This is a genomic window from Klebsiella spallanzanii, assembly GCF_902158555.1.
Lineage (GTDB): Bacteria > Pseudomonadota > Gammaproteobacteria > Enterobacterales > Enterobacteriaceae > Klebsiella > Klebsiella spallanzanii.
Genome location: NZ_CABGGS010000009.1, coordinates 31,855 through 55,259, shown reverse-complemented (window position 1 = coordinate 55,259; position 23,405 = coordinate 31,855). Strand labels below are relative to the sequence as shown.

Below are 23,405 nucleotides of genomic sequence, written 5' to 3'. Positions count from 1 at the left end.
CACTGAGCAGTATGAACTTACAAAATCTGGAATATACCCGTATTGAAGTTCGTCGAGCGTTGTTGGATTTATCCAGCACAACAAAGGGACAACTCGAGGCATTCAGCGAGAACCCACCAGCAGATAAGAATAAAAATCCGCGGTACTCTCGCCATCTTGTTGATCTGGATGGGGGAGTTGGTTGTGGCCCGTCGGTGGTTAAGGCACTGACTACTCCAGTTTATGTGATGGAGACCCGAAGCCGCCGCCGACCAATGCCACCCATTAATGATATTGAGTTCGGTTATTCGCCGTGGCGCCGTGCGGTGAATCAACTGGAAGCCCACCAGCAAGCGTGGGTGCGCTATTGCTATGGCTTCGATCTAAACTTCCATTATCAAACATTAATGTGCCAGCACGTCTGGACTGAATACCAGAACTACCAGGTAAGCAAGCCGCTACAATCGCGAGTGATCAAAAAGCTGGTAGGGCTGGTCTGGCTGGCGGCACAAGAAGTTGCGGCTACCCGCAATAATGAGACCTATAAAGCCTACGCAGGTGCCGCACTGGCGCGTTTGGTTTCAGTTGAACGGTCCACTTGGAAAAGGGTGTATGCAGGCCATTGGGAACGGTTAAAGATGGCTTTCATCGATATGGATTGCAGCGCGTTGCAATGCATATATAAGCTTCATGAGGAAATAGAAGACTTCAGGGCGGAAAAATGTGATTAAAGTTGGCTATCTTCGTCAAACGGGCTTGCAAAATGCAACAAAATAAGCCATATTTTACGGTAATTTGATATTCTGCCATATTTATAAATAACCTCGTTTCGGCGGGGTTTTTTTATGCCTTCTGCAATTACTTCTTGATGGGGTTCGCAACCAGAGTTATCTGTATGTCATACCGTTTAAACAGGAAAAAGACATGCTAAATCAAGGTGATATGACAGAGGTGGCGCGCGCTGTTTTTAATGAGTTAAGTGATGAACCAGCTACGGCCGGGGAGATTGCGCAGAACACGCATCTAACGCGCGAACGTTGCCAGTTAATTTTAACGCAGCTGGTAATGGCGGGTTTATCGGATTATCAATTCGGATGTTATAAGCGCCTCCCTGAGTAGAGAGGCTTTCTGCTGTGAAAATGGGCGGCTGGTGGGTGTTGTAGCACCCGGCCAGCCATTCGCTCATGTACATGGTCACAAGCGAACCAGGGCCCACTGCTTTAGCGCAAAAGCAAAGTGAGCCTATCATGAGTTACGCTTACTGATCTATGAAAAATACTGTAAAAATATCCAGTGTTGAGTTGATCAACGCTGACTGCCTGCATTTTCTCCCGACAGTCCCTGATAACTCAATTGATCTAATAGTTACGGATCCGCCTTATTTTAAGGTGAAGCCGAACGGTTGGGACAACCAATGGAAAGGGGATGATGACTATTTACGCTGGCTTGATTCCTGTCTGGCGCAATTCTGGAGGGTATTAAAACCATCTGGCAGCATGTATCTGTTCTGTGGTCACCGTCTGGCCTCAGATATTGAGCTTCTTGTCCGTGAGCGGTTTAATCTGCTTAACCATATCATCTGGGCTAAGCCATCAGGGCGATGGAACGGCTGCAATAAGGAGAGTTTACGCGCTTATTTTCCGGCCACTGAACGTATCATTTTTGCCGACCATTATCAGGGACCATACAAGCCAAAAGATGATGGATATGCCGCAAAGTGTAATGAGCTAAAGCAACACGTCATGACGCCGCTAATTTCTTACTTCCGGGACGCTCGGGAATCTCTTGGCGTGACGTCGGCCCAGATTGCAGAAGCCACAGGTAAGAAAAATATGGTTTCCCATTGGTTTGGCCTTAGCCAGTGGCAGCTACCGAACGAAACCGATTATCTGAAGTTGCAGGCTTTGTTTCAGCAAATAGCCATGGACAAGCATTCGCGCAACGAGCTCGGGAAACCCCACCACCAATTGGTCGCGACTTGGCAATCCCTTAATCGGAAATACTCCGAACTTCAGCAGGAATATCATCGTCTGCGAAGACCGTTTAGTGTCTCCGTTACGGTGCCATATACCGACGTCTGGACGCATAAGCCTGTTCAGTTTTATCCCGGCAAACATCCATGTGAAAAACCCGCCGATATGTTGCAGCAGATCATTACAGCCAGCAGCAGGCCAGGTGAACTGGTTGCTGACTTTTTCATGGGATCCGGTTCTACGATAAAGGAAGCGATTAAATCAGGTCGTCGCGCCATTGGCGTTGAGCTGGAGGCGGAAAGATTTATTCAGACATCAGAAGAAATCAGAAGGTTAACAGAAATATAACGGTTTGCCGCGGCTAAGAGTTGCTGTGGTGGCCATCACTTTCAGGCTCAGGGATTCACCTTTGATATTGCCACTTAGCAGAATAGCCCTGAAGCCTGAACCCATCACACTAACACCCGCAACCCTGCGAGGTGAGAGATCATGAAAATGCCCAATAACCCGAGTAACTGGCCTGATTTGCTGGAGTTGCTGCAGAGCTGGTGGCGCGGAGATACGCCGCTGGGCGCAGTCTTGTTTTCTTTGCTTATGGCTGGGCTACGCATTGCTTATTTTGGCGGCGGTGGTGGCTGGAAGAAGAAAACTCTCGAAATTCTACTCTGCGGCGCTCTGACGCTGACATGTTCATCCGCGCTGGAATATCTCGGATTGCCTAAAACACTCTCTGTGACTATCGGCGGCGGTATTGGACTTATTGGTGTGGATACTCTCAGGGCATTCGCAATGAAATATCTGGGCAACCGGCTTGGAATCGGCGGCGGTGATAAAAAGGCTTAACTATGACAGCAGATCAAATCATTGAGGGGATCCTCGGTAAAGAAGGGGGTTACGTAAATAACCCGAATGATAAAGGCGGTCCTACGCGCTGGGGTATCACACAGACCACCGCCCGCGCATATGGCTACAGCGGCGATATGAAGGCGTTACCACGGGATACAGCCAAAGGCATCTACCTGTCGCAATACTGGACTGAACCAAAGTTCGACCGAATCGCCGAGTTGTCGCCAGCCATTGCGCAGGAGTTGTGTGATACCGGCGTAAATATGGGGCCGCGTGTTGCCAGTACATTCCTGCAGCGCTGGTTAACGGCGCTGAATATGCAGGGCAATCTCTATCCAGACCTTAAACCCGATGGAGCGATAGGCAATATAACCATCGCCGCCCTTAAGAGTTACCTGGCAGTTCGTGGCAAAGATGGTGAAACCACGCTGCTGAAGGCGCTGAATTGCAGCCAGGGTGCTCGTTATCTGGAGTTAGCCGAAGCAAGGCCAGCTAACGAGGCGTTTCTATATGGCTGGGTTAAAGAGCGGGTGAGCCTATGAAGATGATTATTTTCGCTTTGCTGGCGCTGGTGGCCGTGCTCGTCCTGTTGCTACTGCGCAAATATACCCAGCTGGAGTTTGTTGGTCATGCCCGATTGCTGCTTAAAACATGGTCTGTCCGCCTGGGCGCTGCCGGCGCGTTGGTCGGTGTATGGGCTCAATCATTCCCGGATGCTGCTCTTCATGCCTGGGCGATGCTGCCGCCGGACATTAAAGGCATCCTGCCGCCCAACATCGTGGCGATGATTAGTCCCGCGCTGGTGGTGCTGGCGGTGCTCTCGCAATACGTAAGGCAGCCGGCGCTGAAAGATAAAGCCGACGAATTGAAGGGGCCACCGCAATGAGCTTTGAATTAATCGCCGGGTTGGCAGTGCTCATTCTAGGGGCTATTGCCGGCGCGTTCGGTATCGGTCATGCACGCGGTACCAGTAAGGCAGAAACAAAAGCCGAGCAGCAACGTACCGAAGAGAACGCCGCCGCTACCATCGCCGTAGCAGAACGTAAGGCGCAAGCAACTAAAGGGGCCAGCGATGTACAGCAGACTGTTAGCCATATGCCTGATGACGATGTTGATCGGGAGTTGCGCGAAAAGTTTACCCGCAAAACCTGAAGTCATCGATACCGCTTGCAGCTGGGTTCGCATTATCTACCTGACTGACCACGATATCGATGTGCTGGATAAACAGACGAAGCGCGACATTCTGGCACATAACAAGGCAGTACAGGCGAATTGCCCGAACCTTACCCCAAGTAAGGGATAAATAATCGACATTATCAGTCTCGCAATAGCGGGGATTTTTATTCCTTAATTGCGATGTTGTTGCTTCCCTTGCTAATCTGCCCTCAAGCAAACCAATGGGGATAGGGACATGAAGAAATTACTTTTTGCAGCATTAATTGGTCTTTCAGCTTTAACAATTACTGCATGTGCACCAACAGTCCAGAAAATAGATTACAACCAGAAATCAATGCTTTTATCTCTCGGGATGAGCAAAAACGACGTCATGCAGATCATGGGGTCGCCCCGTAGAACGGATGTGAACCAGGAGCGCGAACGTTGGATTTACTGGAATAGAGCGCTTTACGGCTACACAATTATTGATAATGAACAGTTAGCTAATGATCGATTGGTTGTAACGTTTGTCAATGGCAAAGTCACCAAATGGGGACAGCAAACACTGACAGATGACATCATGGAGTCGTCGCAGAAAAGTGCTCAGGCTTATGCAGAAGCACTAAAGAAATAGTCATTAAAACTAACTTAGAACCTCGCTGCTGGCGGGGTTTTTAGTATTTGAGGTAAGCATTATCATTTTAAACATTAGATGTAAATGATATTCATTATCGTTTGAGCGGGTCCTCCCGGAGGGGGAGCCTGCCACGGGGCGGCGGACTCGCGGAAAACGGCTAGTTTTCGAATTTCATAGTCATCATCATCATGTGCGCAGATTATTGATTTTCCAGTAGTCGGATTTTCAATGATGTCGAATTGTACAAAAAGTGTTCACCATCATGGACCAGGAAATCGCCGCTTTAAAACTCAATATCAACCAGCTAGCTGGTATCACAGGCGTACACCGCCAGACGGTTGCCGCCCGGCTGAAAAACGTTGTTCCGGCACCAGGCAGTAATAGCAAGCTCAAGCTCTATCTCGTCACTGATATTTTGAGTGAGCTGATGATTCCAGTGGTCTCAACGACAAACGTCGAAGAGATGGATCCCTCAGACAGGCTCGCGCACTGGAAGGCTGAGAACGAGCGACTGAAATATGAGGTAGATACAAAGCAGCTTATTCCTGCCGAAGACGTTGCCAGAGAATTTTCACTGATGGCGAAAGCCGTTGTTATGGTGCTTGAAACACTCCCGGACATTCTTGAACGCGACTGTGCGCTTACGCCGGTTGCGGTATCACGTGTGCAAAGCGTGATTGATGACCTGCGTGATCAGGTCGCCCAAAAAGTAATGGACGCCGAACCAGAGGAGGATGAGCCAGAGGAGGACTGATGGCAAAACGGGCATCTGCAAGGGGTATCCGCCGTGATGTCTCCGGAATTCTACGTGCCCCGCGGCGTATGTTGGTGGCCGATGCGGTCAGTTCATATATGCGAGTGCCGATGGGGGCGGGTAACTCCGTACCATGGGATCCCAATCTGGCGCCTTATATTATTGAGCCGATGAATTGCCTGGCATCCCGTGAGTATGATGCTGTGGTGTTTGTCGGTCCAGCCCGAACCGGGAAAACGATCGGCCTGATTGATGGCTGGATTGTCTACAACATTGTTTGTGATCCCGCCGACATGCTGGTTATTCAGGTGTCAGAAGAGAAAGCGCGCGAGCACTCGAAGAAGCGCCTAGACCGCACTTTTCGGTGCAGCCCGGAAGTAAAATCACGGCTTAGCCCGCGCCGTAATGACAACAACGTCCACGACCGTACATTTCGCGCCGGGAACTACCTCAAACTCGGCTGGCCGTCAGTAAACATTATGTCGTCGTCAGACTACAAAAGCGTAGCGCTGACTGACTATGACCGCTTCCCTGAGGATATTGACGGGGAGGGTGATGCCTTTTCCCTGGGTTCTAAGCGTACGACTACCTTTATGTCCAGCGGGATGACACTGGTAGAGAGTTCGCCTGGCAGGGACATCCGCGACACAAAATGGCGACCAACTACTGCGCATGAAGCGCCGCCGACTACCGGCATATTATCGTTGTTTAATCGTGGTGACCGCCGCCGCCTTTACTGGCCTTGTCCGCATTGCGGAGAATACTTTCAGCCGGAAGTCGCTAATATGACCGGCTACCGGGATTCCCCTGATCCCGTACTGGCAAGTGAGTCTGCTTATCTCCAGTGCCCGGCATGCAAGGGCAGGATCACGGCGGATATGAAACGTGAACTGAATATCCGTCATGTCTGGTTGCGCGACGGGGAAAAAATAGACAGTGATGGCAACAGATTTGGTGAACCGCGTCGATCACGCATCGCCTCATTCTGGATGGAAGGGCCTGCAGCTGCATATCAGACGTGGGCGCAGATGATATACAAATTCCTGACTGCCGAGCAGGAATATGAGTCCACACAGAGTGAAGAGACGCTGAAAACGGTGGTCAATACCGACTTTGGTCGACCTTATCTCCCCCGCGCCAGTCTCGAACAACGTAAAAGCGAACTGCTGGAACAACGCGCCGAAGACGTGCCAAAGCGCTCTGTACCAGATGGTGTGCTGTTTATGACTGCAACCGTCGATGTGCAGGGCGGTAAATCCCGTCGCTTCGTGGTTCAGGTGACTGGCTACGGTGAGCAGGGTGAGCGATGGCTGGTCGATCGCTACAACATCCGCCAGTCATTACGGGCAAACGAGCACGGTGAATGTTACCCCATTGATCCGGCTGGTTATCCGGAGGACTGGGATTTACTTCTGTCTGATGTGTTCGAAAAGGCATGGCCCTTAGCGAGTGACTCGTCCAAACGTATGCGGCTCATGGCGATGGCTGTCGATTCAGGCGGCGAAGATGGTGTCACCGATAACGCCTACAAGTTCTGGCGTAAATGTAAGCGGAATGGGCTGGGGAAAAGGATTTACCTCTTCAAAGGTGACAGTGTCCGACGCTCAAAACTTATCACAAGCACATTCCCAGATAACACGAACCGCTCAACCCGCCGGGCAAAGGCTGCCGGCGATGTGCCGCTTTACCTTCTCCAGACCGATGCACTGAAAGATCGGGTTAATAACGCCCTGTGGCGTGAATCACCCGGCCCGAACTATGTGCATTTCCCGAAATGGCTTGGCAGCTGGTTCTACGATGAGCTGACCTATGAGGAGCGTTCACCCGATGGAAAATGGAGCAAACCGGGCCGAGGTCCGAACGAAGCTTTCGATCTGCTCGTTTATGCCGATGCGCTGGTTATATTGCACGGGTATGAAAAGATCAAATGGCCGGAAGCGCCTGAATGGGCGAAGCGGACAACGTGGATCGAAGAAAGCACGTCGGAAACTGGCGAGGTGTCATCCACGTTACCAGCAAAAAAGACCCATAGCAGGAAAAAACGGAAGGCAAATAAGCCCGACGTTGAAAACAATCCCTGGACCACATCATCAGGAGGCTGGGTGTGAAGCAAACCGATATTGAATCCATTATCCAGCGTTATACCGATGCGGAAATAGCGGTACTGGATGGGAAGTCTATTACATTCAACGGGCAGCAGATGACGTTAGAGAACCTGTCCGAAATCCGCAAAGGGCGTCAGGAATGGGAGCGTCGTCTTGCTTCCCTGCTGGCTCAGCGTAACGGGCGACCCGGTTATAAACTCGCGAGGTTTTCATGAGCCTGATAGATGATGCGATTGGTGTCTTTTCCCCGGGATGGAAAGCTGCACGGTTACGTTCTAGAGCGATGATTCAGGCATATGAAGCGGTTAAGCCCACCCGAACACACAAGGCCCGCAGGGAAAACCGTTCCGCTAATCAGCTCAGCCAGATGGGGGCTGTATCCCTCCGCGAACAGGCGCGCTATCTGGATAATAACCACGATCTCGTTATTGGTGTATTCGATAAGCTTGAGGAAAGGGTAGTTGGTGCTAAAGGGGTTATTGTTGAGCCCCACCCGGTACTGAATAACGGAAAAATAGCGAAGAAGCTGGCTGAACAAATCAGAACTAAGTGGGCTGAATGGTCTGTCAGCCCTGAGGTCACGGGGCAATTTACCCGCCCGATGCTAGAACGATTGATGCTCCGGAGCTGGCTCAGGGATGGGGAGATTTTCGCTCAGATGGTCAATGGCTCTGCTCAGGGGCTTGATCCGGTGGCTGGTATTCCTTTCTGGATTGAAGCACTTGAAGCTGATTTTGTGCCGATGACTAATGATGAGTCCAAGCAACTTTGTCAGGGAGTATATGTAGATAACTGGGGACGCCCGAAAAAGTACCTGGTCTATAAAAGTCTGCCTGTTACTGGCCGTCAATTGGATACAAAAGATGTTGATGCCGGGAATATGCTTCATCTGAAATTTACACGTCGTCTTCATCAGACCCGAGGTACATCTCTCCTTTCTGGCGTACTCATGCGCCTCAGCGCGCTGAAAGAATACGAGGATGCGGAGTTAACGGCAGCACGTATTGCAGCTGCACTGGGGATGTACATTAAAAAAGGGGACGGGCAAAGCCTTGATAGCGACGGCAGCAAAGACAATCGAGAAGTGATGATTGAGCCAGGTATTATCTATGATGATCTTCTGCCCGGTGAAGACATCGGGATGATCAAATCTGACAGACCAAACCCTAACCTTGAAACATTCAGAAATGGGCAATTGCGCGCTGTTGCTGCCGGTGCTCGCCTCAGCTTCTCCAGTACAGCCAGAAACTACGATGGAACGTACAGCGCCCAGCGTCAGGAGTTGGTTGAGTCAACAGATGGTTATCTGATCCTCCAGGACTGGTTCATCGGCGCAATTACCCGGCCAATGTACCGAAACTGGTTAAAAATGGCTGTGGCTTCTGGCGAAATTCAGCTACCACGTGGGCTGGATATGGCGTCGCTTTACACTGCTGTTTATTCAGGTCCAGTCATGCCATGGATTGATCCAGTCAAAGAGGCCAATGCCTGGAAAGCGCAAATCCGGGGTGGTGCTGCGACAGAATCAGACTGGGTGCGAGCCAGCGGACGCAATCCGGATGATGTGAAACGTCGTCGTAAGGCTGAAGTCGATGATAACCGCGAACTGGGACTGGTGTATGACACCGATCCTGCTAACGATAAAGGAGGCACCAGTGCCGAAGTCAAAGAATCGGGCGCCCCGACGCCCGAAAGCCAGCGCAAAAAATAATTCCTGGTTCCGTATGCAGGCCAGCGCCGAAAACGAAGCGGAAATATACATTTACGACGAGATCGGCTACTGGGGGGTAACAGCTCGCCAGTTTGTTAACGACCTGAAGGCTCTGGGCGATATCACCCACATTAACCTTCACATTAATTCGCCCGGTGGCGATGTCTTTGATGGCATCGCCATTTTTAATGCCCTTAAACACCACGGAGCTGCAATTACCGTTCATATCGACGGCCTGGCGGCTTCGATGGCGTCCGTCATTGCAATGGTGGGTAACCCGGTAATCATGCCGGAAAACACCATGATGATGATCCACAAGCCCTGGGGCTTTGCTGGTGGCGATGCAAACGATATGCGTGACTATGCCGAATTGCTGGACAAGGTTGAGTCCGTATTGATCCCCGCTTATGCAGCGAAAACCGGCAAGTCCAGTGATGAAATCGCGGCGATGCTTGAAGATGAAACCTGGATGGACGGCAGTGAATGCGTCGAGTTGGGTTTTGCCGACCAGGTCACACCATCCCTTCAGGCTATGGCCTGTATCCAGTCTAAACGTATTGAGGACTTCGAAAAGATGCCAAACAACATTCGTAATATGATTACACCTCCGCGTAACTCTAGCCAGCGCGATCCGCAGCAACCTGTTAATCAGCCTCAGGCACAACACGCTGCCACTCAGCCGAACGGCGCTGACGAAAACACCATCCGCGCCCAGGTTATTGCGGAGCAGAAAGAACGAGTTAACGGTATTAACAATCTCTTCGCGATGTTTGGTGGCAAACATTCCGAACTGCAGGCGCAGTGTGTAGCCGATATGGATTGCACTGTCGATCAGGCTAAAGACAAACTGCTGGCGCTACTGGGTAAAGATGCTTCACCATCGGCGAAAACCACGCCAGCGCATATCCATGCAGGTAACGGTAATTTTGTCGCTGATGGTATTCGCCAGGCATTGATGGCGCGCGCAGGATTTGAAGATCAGGAACGTGATAATGTATACAACGGGATGACCCTGCGTGAATATGCTCGTATGGCGCTGACTGAGCGCGGTATTGGCGTATCCAGCTATAATCCGATGCAAATGGTAGGGCTGGCGCTGACGCACAGCACCTCTGATTTTGGCAATATCCTGCTTGATGTCGCAAATAAAGCAATTCTGCAGGGCTGGGATGAAGCTGCAGAAACCTTTGAACAGTGGACGAAGAAAGGCCAGCTTTCCGACTTTAAAACTGCGCATCGTGTGGGCATGGGGGGATTCCCTTCTCTGCGACAGGTTCGTGAAGGCGCTGAGTATAAGTATGTGACTACCAGCGATAAAGGCGAAACCATCGCGCTCGCCACCTACGGGGAAATTTTCTCTATCACTCGCCAGGCTATCATCAACGATGATCTGAACCAGCTCACCGATGTTCCGATGAAAATGGGCCGGGCCGCCAAGGCGACCATCGGCGACCTGGTTTACGCTGTTCTGACCAAAAACCCGAAACTCTCCGATGGTAAGGCGTTATTCCATGCTGATCACCGTAACCTTTCTTCCGGTGCGATTTCTGTCGGCAGCCTGGATGATGCGCGTAAGCTGATGCGCCTGCAAAAAGAAGGTGAGCGATCTCTGAACATCCGACCGGCATTTATGCTGGTGCCGGTTGCACTGGAGACGCTGGCCAACCAGACGATCAAGTCAGCGAGCGTCAAAGGTGCGGATATCAATGCAGGAATTATCAACCCGATCCAGAATTTTGCAGATGTGATTGCTGAAGCCCGTCTGGATGATGCTGATGCTAAAGCCTGGTATCTGATGGCGGCCAAAGGGACGGACACCATCGAAGTGGCGTACCTGAACGGCGTTGATACACCTTATATTGATCAGCAGGAAGGGTTTACCACCGACGGCATCGCCACCAAAGTTCGTATTGATGCTGGAGTGGCTCCGCTTGACTATCGCGGTCTGGTTAAATCCAGTGGTCAATAGTTCTCAACTCTGAATCACAATATCAATGCCCGTCAGGGCTTTTTTTATAACTGAATTCAGCCCTGAACGGGGCTGACAGGAGATGTTATGGCTAAGAATTACATTCAGGCAGGCGCAACTATCCCGCTCAAAAACGCCGGGAGTGAAGATGTTCTCAGCGGTGATCCGGTTGTTGTCGGCAGTATGATTGCTGTAGCGATTACCGATATCGCGGCGGGCGATGTGGGGGATGGTTTTGCCGAAGGGGTATTTCTGTTACCCAAGTTGCCTGCTGATGCCGTGACTGTGGGGGCGAAAGTTTATCTTAAAGCCGGAAACGTTCAATTGGATGAAACCGATGCGGTACTGGCCGGGGTTGCCTGGGAGGACGCAGGTGCTGGCGTAACCGTTCTGGAAGTCAAGATTAATGGCTAATGCTTTTGACAACCTGGCTGCCAGAATGGATACGTTAACGGCGAACAGGCTGGGGAGGCCAGTCACTATCAATGGTGATGATTATATTGCCGTTGAAAGTCATTTGTTGCTGGAAATGGGCCAAGTTGCAGGGGATGGCATTAGTCTGGTCATCTTTACTGTTGATTATCAGCCAGCACGTGGAGACATGGTTACCTATAACGGGCAGGCTTATACCGTGACTCGTTGGTTACCCTTCAACAGCAAGCCGCAAATCTGGATTGAGGAGGACATAGGTGACGATTAAAGGCCTGGAAGAACTCAAACAGAACCTCAGCAATATCAGCAAAAATGCGATACCTCGTGCGACTTCCCAGTCTATTAACCGTGTGGCCGGAAGGGCAATAAGCAGGAGCTCTTCACGGGTGGCAAAAGAGACAAAGGTAAAGCGCAAACTGGTTATGCAGCGCGCCAGGCTTAAGCGTGCGAGTCCTAAAAAGCCAATGGCAACCATCCGGGTAAATCGCGGTAATCTTCCGGCGATAAAGTTGGGGCCGGTCCGGGTTCAGCTTTCACGGCACCGGCGGGATAACGGTAGTTCAGGGAGCGTTCTGAAAGTTGGGAATTTCAGCTTTCCCGGCGCTTTTGTACAACAGCTTAACAGTGGTCGTTGGCATGTTCTGAGAAGAACCACCAAATCCCGTTACCCTGTTGAAGTGGTGAAAGTGCCACTTGCCACGCCCCTGACAACGGCATTCAGAGAAGAACTGCCCAAACTGATGGAATCGGATATGCCAAAAGAAATGATGGCAGCCATCAAAAATCAGATAAGGCTGGTGACGAAATGATTCATCCACAAATCAGAAAAGCTGTGCTGGATAAACTGAAGTCAACGATCTCCGGGAAAACCTCCTGGTACGACGGTCGACCCGCATTTATCGCGCCAGAAGAGTTACCGGCAGTTGCTGTGTATCTGACTGATGCAAGAACCACAGGTGGCAGCATTGACGAGGAGGAGTGGGAGGCCGTTTTGCATATCGAGGTCTTTCTGAAAGCCACGTCACCAGACAGCGCACTGGATAAATGGATGGAAACTCGTATTTATCCGGCAATGGCTGATCTTCCTGCTCTGGTAAATCTTGTCGAGACCATCAGCGTCGGTGGATATGACTATCAGCGCGATGATGAAGCTGCTACCTGGGGATCCGCTGATCTCCAGTATTCATTGACCTATATTATGTGAGGACCTTATGGCAACGCCAACACCAACTACCCCGACGAAAGGTGCCGGTACAACCTTCTGGATTTACACCGGCACAGGTGATGCATACGAAGATCCACTCAGCGACACAGGCTGGACACGGACGGCTAAAATTAAGGAGATTACGCCAGGCGAACTGACCGCAGAATCATACGATGATTCCTATATCGATGATGATGCACCTGAATGGGACTCCACTGCTCAGGGCGTTAAGTCAGCCGGGCAATCAAGCGTCACGCTAGCATGGAAACCCGGTGAGACTGGTCAGCAGGATCTTGTTGACTGGTTCATGAGCGGCGATGAAAAAGCTTATAAGATTAAATATCCAAATGGTGCAGTAGATATTTTTACTGGCTGGATAAATAGTCTGGGTAAAACCATTGCACGAAATGAAGTTATTACCCGTAGCGCTCAGATTACCAATAAAGGTAAACCGTCCCTGGCTGAAGATAATTCTTCTGTTAATCCTTAATATATTTCGATGGCGGTGCTATGGCACCGCGCCGGAGCAATATAATGACTTATCTTAAGAAAGATACATTAAACCCAGATGGCGAGAATATTCATCTTTTTGAATTATCTGCCTTCAGTCGTATGACATATATTGAGTTCATGGTTGAAGAGCGAAAATCATTACCGACTGATGGGCTTACACCTGATGAAAATTTTAAAATTGCTACCTTATTGACTATGCGCGATCAGGCCATGCTTGTTGCTTTATCCTTGAGTGAGGCAGATGACGAACAGCGCGAGGGGAAAGAGATCTTTCCGGAAATTATGCGCAAATATCCGCCAGGATTACTGGGTAGCGCGGCCTTAATGGTCCGTATGCTTTCAGGGATGGTCCCTCCTGTCATTAATGAAACTGAAGAGACTATAGAAGAGGATGCGCCGGATCTGGAAAAGTCCTGACCCGCTCACGTCGCTTTGCTATGCGCTTAGCCAGAGAGTTTGGTCGGCCTGACTGGCGCGCCATGCTTTCGGAAATGTCCTCCTCTGAATGGTTCGAATGGATTGAATATTACCAGGAGCGTTGCTTCAGCGACGATCTGCTTGATTCCCATTTCGCAAATTTAAGCTACCTCGCCGTCAGTCTTTTCACTGATCCAGACAAACACGGTATTTCCGCCCCCGATTTTAGTTTGCTTGCAACAGCCAGGGAAGAAAGCGAGGACGTTTCTGACGAACAGCTTATGTCAATAGCCGAGAGCATTCCCGGAGGAGTTCGCTATGTCCCAGCCAGTGGGTGATCTGGTCGTTAAAATTGATGGTGATAGCGCAAAATTTGATGAGGAAGTTGCTCATCTCAATAAGCAACTGAGCGGGTTAGGCAGGGCAGCAAACGACAGTTCAGCACAGGTTACGGCAGCTTTTTCACGTCAGGAGCGCGCTGCTAAGCGTGCTGGTATCTCAATCGGGCAGTATAAAAATGCGATGCGCATGTTGCCTGCGCAGTTCACGGACGTCGCCACTCAGCTGGCTGGTGGCCAGAGCCCCTGGCTAATCATGTTGCAGCAGGGCGGGCAGGTAAAGGATTCCTTTGGGGGGCTGGTCCCGACCTTTCGTGCCTTGCTGGGGTCAGTAACCCCTCTGGCGCTGGGTATCACCGCATTGACCGCGGCAGGTGCGGGGATGGGGTATATCTATTATAACGGATCGTCAACCCTTTCAGATTTCAATAAAACGCTGACATTATCTGGCAATTCTGCGGGCCTGACTACCGACAGAATGCTGGCACTGGCAAAATCGGGTCAACAGGCCGGACTTACCTTTGATCAAACCAGTGATTCCCTGACGGCATTAATTAATGCGGGGGTCGGCGCTGGTGCACGTTTTGATGAATTAAGCCAGTCAGTAGCGAGGTTTACTGTTGTCTCAGGTGTCCCGGTTGAGAAGGTTGCAGAAGCATTCGGTAAACTGGCGAATGATCCTACCTCGGGCCTGATTGCGATGGCGCAACAGTTTCATAACGTAACAGCCGAGCAGATTGATTACGTTGCTCAGTTACAGCGTTCAGGAGATGAAGCCGCCGCTTTGCAGGCGGCAAATGAGGCAGCTACGAAGGGCTTTGATACACAGACTCAGAGCCTGATAGATAACATGGGTACGATTGAGCGTTCCGCTTATTCATTAAAACGCGCGTTTAAATCCATGTGGGATGCTGCACTCGATCTCGGTCGACCAGATACCGCTGGTGAGATAGCAAGCAAGGCAGAGGCTGCTTTTAAACGGGCTGATGAAATATGGAATCTCAGGAAAAATGACCGTTATGTAAACGATGAAGCCAGAGCCCGATTCTGGAACGAACGGGAGTCGGCCCGTCTGGCCCTTGATATGGCGCAGCAGCAGGCTGGTATTGCCAAAGCCAGTGTGGCTGCGGCAGAAAAGGAAGCAGAGGCAGAATCTGATAAACAGAAATATGCAGCCCAGGCACAGGCAAATTATGCTAAATCGCAGAGCGCGCTTGAAAAATATACTTCCCGTCAGAATGAATTAAATAATGCGCTGAAAGAAGGGCATATTCTTCAAGCCGATTACACCATCAATATGGCTGCAGCCAAAAAAGAATATGAGGCATCCTTAAAAAAAACGCCTAAATCAAAAGGTTTCAAGGTCTCCGCTGGTGATCGTTCCTCCGACCAGACGAACGTTGAAACCCTGCAACTGATGTCCGAGCTAAAAGTCTTGCAGCAGCATAAAGAACTGAACGATACAATCAGTTTGGAGCGGAAAAAACTCTGGAAACTTGAGGCAGATTTCTCAGTGCTTGAGGAGGCATCCAAAACCAGAACGCTCAGTAAAGATGAGCAATCTTTACTCGCCAGCAAGGATAAAGTTCTGGCGCAGGCTGAAGTCAATGCAAAACTCGGCGATCAGATTGTCGCTCAGGAGCGCTTAAATAAACTTCAGGATAACTCATTAAAATATATTACCCAGATGCAGGAAAAAACAGCGGCACTGACAGATAGTGCTGGTCTGGGTGACAAGGACAGTCAACGTAATCTTGAAAGAGCGCAACTTCGCCAGGGCTGGCAGAATCAGGGAGGAAGCCTGGATGATGAAGGTTATAAAAAGGAACTGGAAGCACTGGAAGGATACTATTCCGCTCAGGATGAAATGCGGGGTAACTGGCTGGCAGGTGTTGAGTCCTCCTGGCAAAACTACGCTGATATGGCCACCAACTATAACCAGATTGCTGCGGAAACGACTAATACTGCATTGAGTGGAGTAACGAGTAATCTCCAGCAGGGGTTATATGATCTAGCCACCCAGTCTGAAGATGCTGGCGATGCCCTTAGCAATATGGTTGAAGGTTTTGGTAAGACGGTTATTCAGACTCTGGCCCAGATGGCTGCACAGTGGCTGGTCTATCAGGGTATTCAGCTCCTGGTTGGAAAAACAACTCAGGCAACAGCTGTTGCTCCGATGATAGCTAATGCTCAGGCAACAGCGCTTCAGGCCCAACTTGCGGCATATGCCTCTACCGCAGCCATTCCAATTGTTGGTCCTGGTCTTGCTCCTGCTGCGCTGGCAGCTGCTGCCGGCGTCACTGCTCCTCTTGTTGCTGCTATATCTGCTTCAGCATTGGCGGGCATGGCCCACGATGGTATCGATAAAATCCCAGAGACCGGAACCTGGTTATTGAAAAAGGGAGAGCGGGTAACTACAGCTGGCACATCGGCAAAACTGGATGCCACATTAGACCAGGTTCGTCAGCAAAGAGCAGCAAGTGGCAGGACAGTTGTTGCAGAATTCCATAATACCTTCACAGGGAAACCGGATGATACCACCATGCAAATGGTGAATCAGCAGATGCGTGCCTCTGAAAAAAGAATGAAGCAGTATATGACTTCTCAGGTAATAAATCCCACTGAGAATTATGGGCGTTCGCTTAAATCAATATATCCTCGGAGGCGTATAAAATAATGACCGATATTTATTATCCTCATGATTATATACCCGGTCCGGCATATGATGGCTATGGGTTTGAGCCAGCGGAAACAATAACACGTACCGACAGGGTAGGAGGTCTTGCCAGACAGCGCAGAAAATATACATCTGTACCAACTAATAACACGGTTGTATGGCAGTTTAAAACCGATACGCATGCTCAGGTATTTGAAGCATGGTTCAGAGATGTTTTAGCAGACGGGGCAGCATGGTTTTACATGAAATGCAAAACCCCGGTTGGTATGAAATTATTTAAATGTCGATTTATAGGGATTTATAAAGGACCCTCATTTATTAAGCCTGGCCTGTGGCGTTATTCCGCGACCATTGAGTTGAGAGAGCGACCACTCGCTCCGGTTGGTTGGGGTAATTACCCTGAATGGCTGGTTGGGCAGTCTCTTCTGGATATCGCCCTCAATAAGGAATGGCCTAAGCATGACAGTAATTAACCGACTTTATGCTTCCTCAGGGTCTGAAGTTATCATCGGCACTCTGCAGATTAATATAGGTGACCAGTATTATTACCTGTGTGAAGGTTATGAGGACATAACGGCCACAACCGAAGGTGGCAATACCGTCACTTTTCTGGCATGTGCAATATCGTTTTCGCTTCCTGCCAGAAATGAAGACGGGACGCAGGATCTTAAATTTTCTTTATGCAATATCGACGGCGTGGTCTCTAAAGCTATTCGAGATGCCGTTGATGAACTGAATGAATCCACGATCATTTTCCGGCAATACATTTCAACAGACCTTTCCGGTCCCGCTGAGCCGCCCTCCGTTATGCCTGTAAAAGGGGGCTCTTGGACAGCAATTGTGGTCAATATCACCGCGGGATTCAAAAACGTTCTTGATTATGCCTGGCCGCGCAACCGCTTCACTCTACCTTATTTCCCTGGCCTCCGTTACACCCGATAGGTATCCCATGCTGAACATTGATAAGTACCTGGCTGTCCGCTGGCAAATGGGCGGACGCGTCTTTCCTGTCCTCGACTGCTACGGGGTTGTTCATGAAGTACGTCGCGACCTCGGGTTACCTGAGTGGCCAGTGTTTGAAGGCGTGATTAAAGAGGGTAATGAGATGCACGCTGCCTGCACCCATTTCCGTGAAAACGTAGCGTGCTGTGATCCCTGTGCCGGTGCCGTGGCTGCCTGTTATATCGGGGGAATGATTGGTCATCTCGGTGTGGTGGTTGAGTTGAACAGTATGCTGTATGTGCTGGAATGCAATCCCCGTCGCAACGTGACGATCCTGCCGTTGACGCGCTTTGAGAAGCAGTATCTGAAAGTGGAGTATTACCAGTGACTATTCGTGTATACCCGTCCAGGTTGCCGGGCGAACCGCTCGAAAGGCATGAGCACCGCACGATGACGGTGCATGAATGGATGTCGGAAAACGTAGACAACTATCGTCTCGACATGCAGCAGCGTGTTGCTTTTGAGGTAAATGGGCGCGCGATAACACCGCAGGAGTGGCCTTTCTGCGTCATTTATTCCGACAGTGATGTGAGCGTTTTTCCCGTACCCGGTGAGGGGGTTTCTGCCACAGTGATTGCTACCTGGGTTGCGGCAGCGGTCGCGGCGGCATCGGCTATTTATGCCATCGTGATGATGTCGCAAATGGATAAGGGGGGGTATTCGTCCAGTAACGGGACTTCCCTTGATCTCAACCCGGCAAAAGCCAACCAGGCAAAACTTGGCGACCCGATTCGTGAACTGTTTGGTCGGGCGCGCATCTATCCCGATTATGTTGTACAGCCCGTAACCCGATATAACCCTGATGATCCCACCCGCATGACGGTGGAGATGATGGTTTGTCTGGGAATGGGAAATTTTGCATTCACCAATGGCGATATTCGCGTAGGTGCCACGCCAATCAGCGCACTAGGTGATTCATTCACTTACGACGTTTACCCTCCCGGAGCGGATGTCTCTGCGGATCGCCGCAGTGAAAATTGGTTTAATTCGACCGAGGTCGGCGGTACATCCAGCGGTAGCGGCCTTGATATGGCCCAGACAGCTCCCGATTCTTCCGATATCAACGCTGACAGCATGACGGTCGTTGGCGCTACGGTGAGTTTCAACGGGCTTGATGATGATAACGATGATGAGGATGAAGGTAACGCCTTGCCGGAATCGTGGGTAGATGGAACCATTGTGACCATCATTGCACCTGCTAATTACCTGGTTTCAACATCATCGGGTTATAGCGTGCTGGCCAGCGATACGTTGGCGGAAATCAATCCTGTATCCGGCATGCCCGTCACGCTTGAGATTGGCGGCGCAAAATATGATCTGGTTATCGCAGTCTATACCCCCGGACAGGATGCAGTTCCCGGAACTGGTGGTAGCTCGGCGATTTTACGCGGCAACGCTTCGCCGACAACGTATGATTTTTCCGTGACAGGGCAGACATTTGATATCACCTGGCACGCTGCAACGTTCACGGTCTCGCTGGTGGCCGATTATCTGAATATGTCAGGGCTTCTTGCTGCCATAAACGAAGGGCTTACCGGATCAGGACTCGTTGCTCATGATGATGGCGGTATCGTTCGGATAGTTGAGAAATCTAGCCCGTGGAAAGGCGGTGACATTACATCCTCCGCACTACCCGTTTCTGCGTTCGGTGACAGCCCTTCATTTACTACGGGGTCAGCCTCCAGCGGCGGAAGCCCGGCGATCACCGCAAATGTCAGGCTTGCCTATGGTAGCGCTTCTGGTGCAGCCTTTTTGGGGATACCGGAAGGTACACAACGTTTGTCTCTGGCCCATCGTGGTAACGAGTATCGGATAGTTGAGTCGGATGGCACATCGGCAACCGTTCAGCGTGTGATTGATGGTGTTATTGATCCAGCCTGGTCAGGATTCTCAGTGCGGACAATGATTGATTATCAGGCCACCGGAATCAATGACAACGATACCTGGATGGGGCCTTTCCTTGTTTGTCCTGAAAATGAAGTTGTTGATGCATTTGAGATCAACTTTGCTTTCCCGTCGGGTATTTGCGGTTTTGATAAAAAAGGGAATAAAAGGACGCGCCATTGTGAATGGGAGATTCAGTACCGAGTATATGGTTCCGGTACTGGGTGGACAAGCAAGGAGGGTGTTTATGCTCTGCAAAACGTCAATGGGCTGGGGTTCACAGAACGATTTGAACTGTCAACACCGGGGCTTGTAGAGGTTCGTTGCCGACGTCGCAATGAGCAGGGAAGTAATAACGCCCGTGACGCTATGTACTGGCAGGCGTTGCGCGGGAGGTTACTGGCGCGTCCATCATCTTACGCCGGTGTCACTCTGATGGGAGCTACGGTCGAGACGGGTGGTAAGCTGGCGGCGCAGTCCGATCGCCGCGTGAACGTTGTGGCCACGGGGATTTATGACTCAGCATTGCCACGCAGCATCTCCGGCGCACTGTATCACGTTGGTCGGTCTCTGGGACTGGAAATGGATACCGCAGCAATTGATGCGCTTGAAAGCGCGTACTGGACACCAGGTGGAGAAACATTCGATTTTGCAACCAGCGATAGTATGTCGGCGCTGGAAATGCTGCAAAAAATCGCGAACGCGGGAAAGTCGTATTTCATGCTGAATACCCAGGGGCTCGCATCAGTCGGCAGGGAGGGCGTGAAACCGTGGGTTGGCGCCATCACGCCGCACGAAATGGTGGAAGAGCTTCAGACGGATTTCACTGCTCCAAACGATGATGATTACGACGGCGTGGACGTCACTTATATCAACAGCACCACATGGGCAGAGGAAACCGTTCAGTGTCGTACACCAGGTAATCCGACTCCCGTTAAAGTTGAAGACTATACGCTGGATGGAGTAGGGGAAGAGGATCGCGCTTATCAGATAGGCATGCGCAGACTGATGAAATACCGCATGCAGCGCCTGGTTCACAAGACCACAACGGAAATGGATGCGTTGTGTTACAGCGTGGGCGATCGCATCGTTCTGACAGATGATATTCCCGGCAACAACACCATTTCGTGTCTTATTGATGCGATGTCTACAACTGATGGTCTGACGACGTTCACCGTCACCGAGAAGCTTGACTGGTCATTTGAAAATCCCCGGGTGTATATCCGGTATCAGGACGGCAAGGCGTCTGGCTTGCTGAGTGCATCGCCCGGCGGAGATTATCAGGTGGCAGTACCGCATCAGGCTCAATTTGACGATATCCTGATTGGTGATCCCTTTATAGAACCGCCAAGACTTATTTTTTGTAGCTCAGAAAAAGATGTGTATCACGCGATAGTGGCCGAGGTCTCCCCGCAGGATGACGGAACATGCGAAGTAACTGCTCGACAATATCGTGACGAATTCTACGCCTACGACGACGCCACCTACCCCGGCGACGTCGCTTAACTTTCTCTAAAGTATTCTTTCACCCGCCTCATTCGGCGGGTTTTTCATTTTGGAGCACAATGTATGGCCGACAACGAAAAGCTTGGCTCGACATCCCCTGAGGTTTTGCTGAAGAACGTCGTTATCCTTGACAAGTTAGTTAGTGATAAAGAAAAGGAGTCATTGCCGGATCGTTTCGGTGCACTTCGTCGTACATGGTACGGAATGGAGATGATCTTCAGTCGGTTTATCGACTACATAACAGGCCGTGGCGAGCAGGCAGTTGCGTCTATCGGCTGGCAGGAGTTGGGGGACTGGGCCATAGGCCTGACGGTTCAGAACCGCAATCAAATCGTGAGTTTTAACGGCTCCTGGTACAAGTACCTTGGAGAGCTTGAGCACGTCATTGCCGGAGATTCTCCAGAGAATGATGGCGGCGTGTGGTCGGCTGAAAACCCGGCAGGGAAATGGTCGAATATTGGTGATGCGGCTCTTCGCTCAAACCTGGGTTCAGGCGACGGGCTAAAACTGGTTGGTCGTTGTGCAAATATATCAGCACTCCGCACGACCGAACCTACGCAGAATGTACAGTTGATCCGAACCATTTCCTATTCCACAGGGCTGGCACCAGAAATGCCACGCGGAGGCGGCGATTACGAATATGACCCTGACGACACCACAACACCCGACGACGGGATACTCACGATTGTTACCGCTGGCGGGGCCAGGTGGAAAAAGGTGTTAACCAGCCTGTCTCTGACATGTTTTGACGCGGGGTTATATCCTTCCGGTGGTGATGATACTGAAGCCCTGAATAAATTGTTTTCCACGGTGTCATCATATCGCCTGACGCATGGTCGGTTTCGTCTGGATATGATGGGGCTGGATTTTACGTCGACAACAGGAAATACCGTCGAGTTTGACCCAAACAGCATAGAGTTGGTTGATTTCACGATTGAAAATACGCTGTATGAAACAACAACGGCGTTTGCGATTGTCAGATGCAGACCCACCATTCCCTTTCAGTCCGGTGTTGAATTTGTCAAAGGCAACGTTGAACGCCTGATAATTAAAGATGCGACACGCCGGACAGACTCTCCGGTTACTGCCCTGCATTTAACATCTGATGTCAACGGTGCTTTCAGTAGCGTGATATTTAATGAGCTGAATATCTCATCGCCAAAATACGGTATTGCATTCGGAAATCACTGTTATCTCGTTACCTTTAATGGTGGCAGTTGCACAGCAGATAAAGACCTGGTGACGTCCATTAAAGCAGGTCTTGAGTCGGCTATAACTGATACCGGAGAAAATTTTCTGTTTAACGGCGTTGGGCTTCATGGTGGCCAGGTATTTGAATGGGATACCATTGGTGCGGAGTTTAATCTTGTGGGCAGCAAGTTAGATTTCACGAGGCTGGGGAAAAACTCTGCATCTGGTTTTGTGCTTAAACTTGATGGCGGCCATGTAGAATTTAACAACAGCTATGAGCGTTGGTTTGAGTCATCGAAACCGGCTTATATCAGCTTTAAACCTACCTGGCTGGTCTGTGACGGTTCGAATGCCACTACCGACCATCTGTTTTACGATGATACCGGCGCGAATCAGCTTTCCGTTGACAGTGATATAACATACTGGTCAGGCACGGCGGTGAAATCCATGATTAACACCCGGTTGCTGTCAGATAAATCTAACTCCCTGCAGGGGCTTCAGCCTGCGGTGCGTGGCGACCTGAATAAATACCTGGTGGATGGCACCTTCACCCGCAGTACGCTCGTTGACCGCTGGTACGCAGACATGAACGCATCGCGTACTGACAGGCTGACGACAGACACCACGACGCTGACGCGTAGCACCACAAATGATGTCAGTGGCAATACCTTTGGCTGCCTGACGATAGTCAAAAAATCCACGGTCGGCGAGGGCTATTCATCTGGTGCGCAACTGGTCGTCAAAGTCCCTCGCGGCACCACACCCGCGCACATTAAGTTTAAGTACAAGGCGACGACGGAGGGTGTGCCAGTGGTCATCACTACCCGCCTGGTGACTGTACTGACGTTCGACAGCAATGGTATCCCCGTATTTGGTGACCGCATTATTACATCAGCTGCAACGACTGTAACAGCAGGAACGACAGTCGCAGAATACCGCTCATCAACGGGGCTTAATGTTGTGCAGGATTACATGACGTATGACTACGTTCAGTTAAGTATCTCTCTGTTCAACGTCCCGACGGGTGGTGCGGAAGTGAAAATCTATGATGTACTGATTAACAAGATTGGGTGATATATGACACATTTTTATATTTTCTTTGATGGCGCTGA

Annotated in this window: 26 protein-coding genes and 1 pseudogene; all 27 read left to right on the top strand. The window is 50.5% G+C overall.

Annotated features, from left to right (window positions below):
- Positions 1 to 11: 11 nt before the first annotated feature.
- Entirely contained in the window at positions 12 to 710 is a 699-nt protein-coding gene (locus FN082_RS10590; protein WP_094963369.1) for a bacteriophage antitermination protein Q, read from the top strand.
- A gap of 193 nt (positions 711 to 903) precedes the next feature.
- Positions 904 to 1,098, top strand: a complete 195-nt coding sequence (locus FN082_RS10585; protein ID WP_094963368.1) for a TrmB family transcriptional regulator — start codon at positions 904 to 906, stop codon at positions 1,096 to 1,098.
- Positions 1,099 to 1,247: 149 nt separating this feature from the next.
- Positions 1,248 to 2,300 carry a DNA-methyltransferase gene (locus FN082_RS10580; RefSeq protein WP_094963367.1) on the top strand — a complete coding sequence of 351 codons (1,053 nt, stop codon included), beginning with the start codon at positions 1,248 to 1,250 and terminating at the stop codon, positions 2,298 to 2,300.
- 141 nt (positions 2,301 to 2,441) lie between these two features.
- Positions 2,442 to 2,795 (top strand): phage holin, lambda family, encoded by a 354-nt coding sequence (locus FN082_RS10575; RefSeq protein WP_094963366.1) that lies wholly within the window; start codon positions 2,442 to 2,444, stop codon positions 2,793 to 2,795.
- 2 nt (positions 2,796 to 2,797) lie between these two features.
- Positions 2,798 to 3,340 (top strand): glycoside hydrolase family 108 protein, encoded by a 543-nt coding sequence (locus FN082_RS10570; protein WP_094963365.1) that lies wholly within the window; start codon positions 2,798 to 2,800, stop codon positions 3,338 to 3,340.
- The gene (locus FN082_RS10565; protein ID WP_094963364.1) at positions 3,337 to 3,684 is read left to right on the top strand and encodes a DUF7940 domain-containing protein; all 348 of its coding nucleotides are present in this window, start codon (positions 3,337 to 3,339) and stop codon (positions 3,682 to 3,684) included. The genes FN082_RS10570 and FN082_RS10565 overlap by 4 nt, the downstream gene beginning before the upstream one ends.
- The gene (locus FN082_RS10560) at positions 3,681 to 3,950 is read left to right on the top strand and encodes a hypothetical protein (protein WP_094963363.1); all 270 of its coding nucleotides are present in this window, start codon (positions 3,681 to 3,683) and stop codon (positions 3,948 to 3,950) included. The genes FN082_RS10565 and FN082_RS10560 overlap by 4 nt, the downstream gene beginning before the upstream one ends.
- Positions 3,907 to 4,101 carry a hypothetical protein gene (locus FN082_RS30165; protein ID WP_094963362.1) on the top strand — a complete coding sequence of 65 codons (195 nt, stop codon included), beginning with the start codon at positions 3,907 to 3,909 and terminating at the stop codon, positions 4,099 to 4,101. Before FN082_RS10560 ends, FN082_RS30165 begins: the two co-directional genes overlap by 44 nt.
- A 108-nt stretch (positions 4,102 to 4,209) precedes the next feature.
- On the top strand, positions 4,210 to 4,587 hold the full coding sequence (locus tag FN082_RS10550; RefSeq protein WP_172970419.1) for an outer membrane protein assembly factor BamE: 378 nt from the start codon (positions 4,210 to 4,212) through the stop codon (positions 4,585 to 4,587).
- Positions 4,588 to 4,852: 265 nt separating this feature from the next.
- Positions 4,853 to 5,344, top strand: a complete 492-nt coding sequence (locus FN082_RS10545) for a DUF1441 family protein (RefSeq protein ID WP_116965861.1) — start codon at positions 4,853 to 4,855, stop codon at positions 5,342 to 5,344.
- Entirely contained in the window at positions 5,344 to 7,452 is a 2,109-nt protein-coding gene (locus FN082_RS10540) for a phage terminase large subunit family protein (RefSeq protein ID WP_116965860.1), read from the top strand. The genes FN082_RS10545 and FN082_RS10540 overlap by 1 nt, the downstream gene beginning before the upstream one ends.
- Positions 7,449 to 7,664, top strand: a complete 216-nt coding sequence (locus FN082_RS10535; RefSeq protein ID WP_116965859.1) for a hypothetical protein — start codon at positions 7,449 to 7,451, stop codon at positions 7,662 to 7,664. Before FN082_RS10540 ends, FN082_RS10535 begins: the two co-directional genes overlap by 4 nt.
- Entirely contained in the window at positions 7,661 to 9,160 is a 1,500-nt protein-coding gene (locus FN082_RS10530) for a phage portal protein (protein WP_116965858.1), read from the top strand. The genes FN082_RS10535 and FN082_RS10530 overlap by 4 nt, the downstream gene beginning before the upstream one ends.
- Positions 9,105 to 11,129, top strand: a complete 2,025-nt coding sequence (locus FN082_RS10525; protein ID WP_116965857.1) for a ClpP-like prohead protease/major capsid protein fusion protein — start codon at positions 9,105 to 9,107, stop codon at positions 11,127 to 11,129. The genes FN082_RS10530 and FN082_RS10525 overlap by 56 nt, the downstream gene beginning before the upstream one ends.
- Before the next feature lie 87 nt (positions 11,130 to 11,216).
- On the top strand, positions 11,217 to 11,543 hold the full coding sequence (locus FN082_RS10520) for a DUF2190 family protein (RefSeq protein ID WP_116965856.1): 327 nt from the start codon (positions 11,217 to 11,219) through the stop codon (positions 11,541 to 11,543).
- Positions 11,536 to 11,829 (top strand): ATP-binding protein, encoded by a 294-nt coding sequence (locus tag FN082_RS10515; RefSeq protein WP_064375429.1) that lies wholly within the window; start codon positions 11,536 to 11,538, stop codon positions 11,827 to 11,829. The genes FN082_RS10520 and FN082_RS10515 overlap by 8 nt, the downstream gene beginning before the upstream one ends.
- Entirely contained in the window at positions 11,819 to 12,370 is a 552-nt protein-coding gene (locus tag FN082_RS10510) for a phage tail protein (protein ID WP_116965855.1), read from the top strand. The genes FN082_RS10515 and FN082_RS10510 overlap by 11 nt, the downstream gene beginning before the upstream one ends.
- Positions 12,367 to 12,765 (top strand): phage minor tail U family protein, encoded by a 399-nt coding sequence (locus FN082_RS10505; protein WP_116965854.1) that lies wholly within the window; start codon positions 12,367 to 12,369, stop codon positions 12,763 to 12,765. The genes FN082_RS10510 and FN082_RS10505 overlap by 4 nt, the downstream gene beginning before the upstream one ends.
- A gap of 7 nt (positions 12,766 to 12,772) precedes the next feature.
- Positions 12,773 to 13,243, top strand: a pseudogene (locus FN082_RS10500) (phage tail tube protein); the annotation flags it as partial.
- Between the two features lie 56 nt (positions 13,244 to 13,299).
- On the top strand, positions 13,300 to 13,695 hold the full coding sequence (locus FN082_RS10495; protein ID WP_116965852.1) for a phage minor tail protein domain-containing protein: 396 nt from the start codon (positions 13,300 to 13,302) through the stop codon (positions 13,693 to 13,695).
- Positions 13,696 to 13,715: 20 nt separating this feature from the next.
- On the top strand, positions 13,716 to 14,033 hold the full coding sequence (locus FN082_RS10490; protein ID WP_116965851.1) for a phage tail assembly protein T: 318 nt from the start codon (positions 13,716 to 13,718) through the stop codon (positions 14,031 to 14,033).
- Positions 14,014 to 16,710: a phage tail length tape measure family protein gene (locus FN082_RS10485; RefSeq protein WP_116965850.1), complete on the top strand. Its 2,697-nt coding sequence runs from the start codon at positions 14,014 to 14,016 to the stop codon at positions 16,708 to 16,710. Before FN082_RS10490 ends, FN082_RS10485 begins: the two co-directional genes overlap by 20 nt.
- A complete protein-coding gene (locus FN082_RS10480) occupies positions 16,710 to 17,183 on the top strand; it encodes a hypothetical protein (RefSeq protein WP_116965849.1) in 474 nt (157 codons plus the stop codon). The genes FN082_RS10485 and FN082_RS10480 overlap by 1 nt, the downstream gene beginning before the upstream one ends.
- Positions 17,170 to 17,652 carry a DUF1833 family protein gene (locus tag FN082_RS10475; protein WP_116965848.1) on the top strand — a complete coding sequence of 161 codons (483 nt, stop codon included), beginning with the start codon at positions 17,170 to 17,172 and terminating at the stop codon, positions 17,650 to 17,652. Before FN082_RS10480 ends, FN082_RS10475 begins: the two co-directional genes overlap by 14 nt.
- A 7-nt stretch (positions 17,653 to 17,659) precedes the next feature.
- Positions 17,660 to 18,040: a nitrite transporter gene (locus FN082_RS10470; protein WP_116965847.1), complete on the top strand. Its 381-nt coding sequence runs from the start codon at positions 17,660 to 17,662 to the stop codon at positions 18,038 to 18,040.
- On the top strand, positions 18,037 to 21,102 hold the full coding sequence (locus tag FN082_RS10465; protein WP_116965846.1) for a host specificity factor TipJ family phage tail protein: 3,066 nt from the start codon (positions 18,037 to 18,039) through the stop codon (positions 21,100 to 21,102). The genes FN082_RS10470 and FN082_RS10465 overlap by 4 nt, the downstream gene beginning before the upstream one ends.
- A gap of 63 nt (positions 21,103 to 21,165) precedes the next feature.
- On the top strand, positions 21,166 to 23,367 hold the full coding sequence (locus FN082_RS29980; RefSeq protein WP_185932113.1) for a hypothetical protein: 2,202 nt from the start codon (positions 21,166 to 21,168) through the stop codon (positions 23,365 to 23,367).
- Positions 23,368 to 23,405 lie beyond the last annotated feature (38 nt).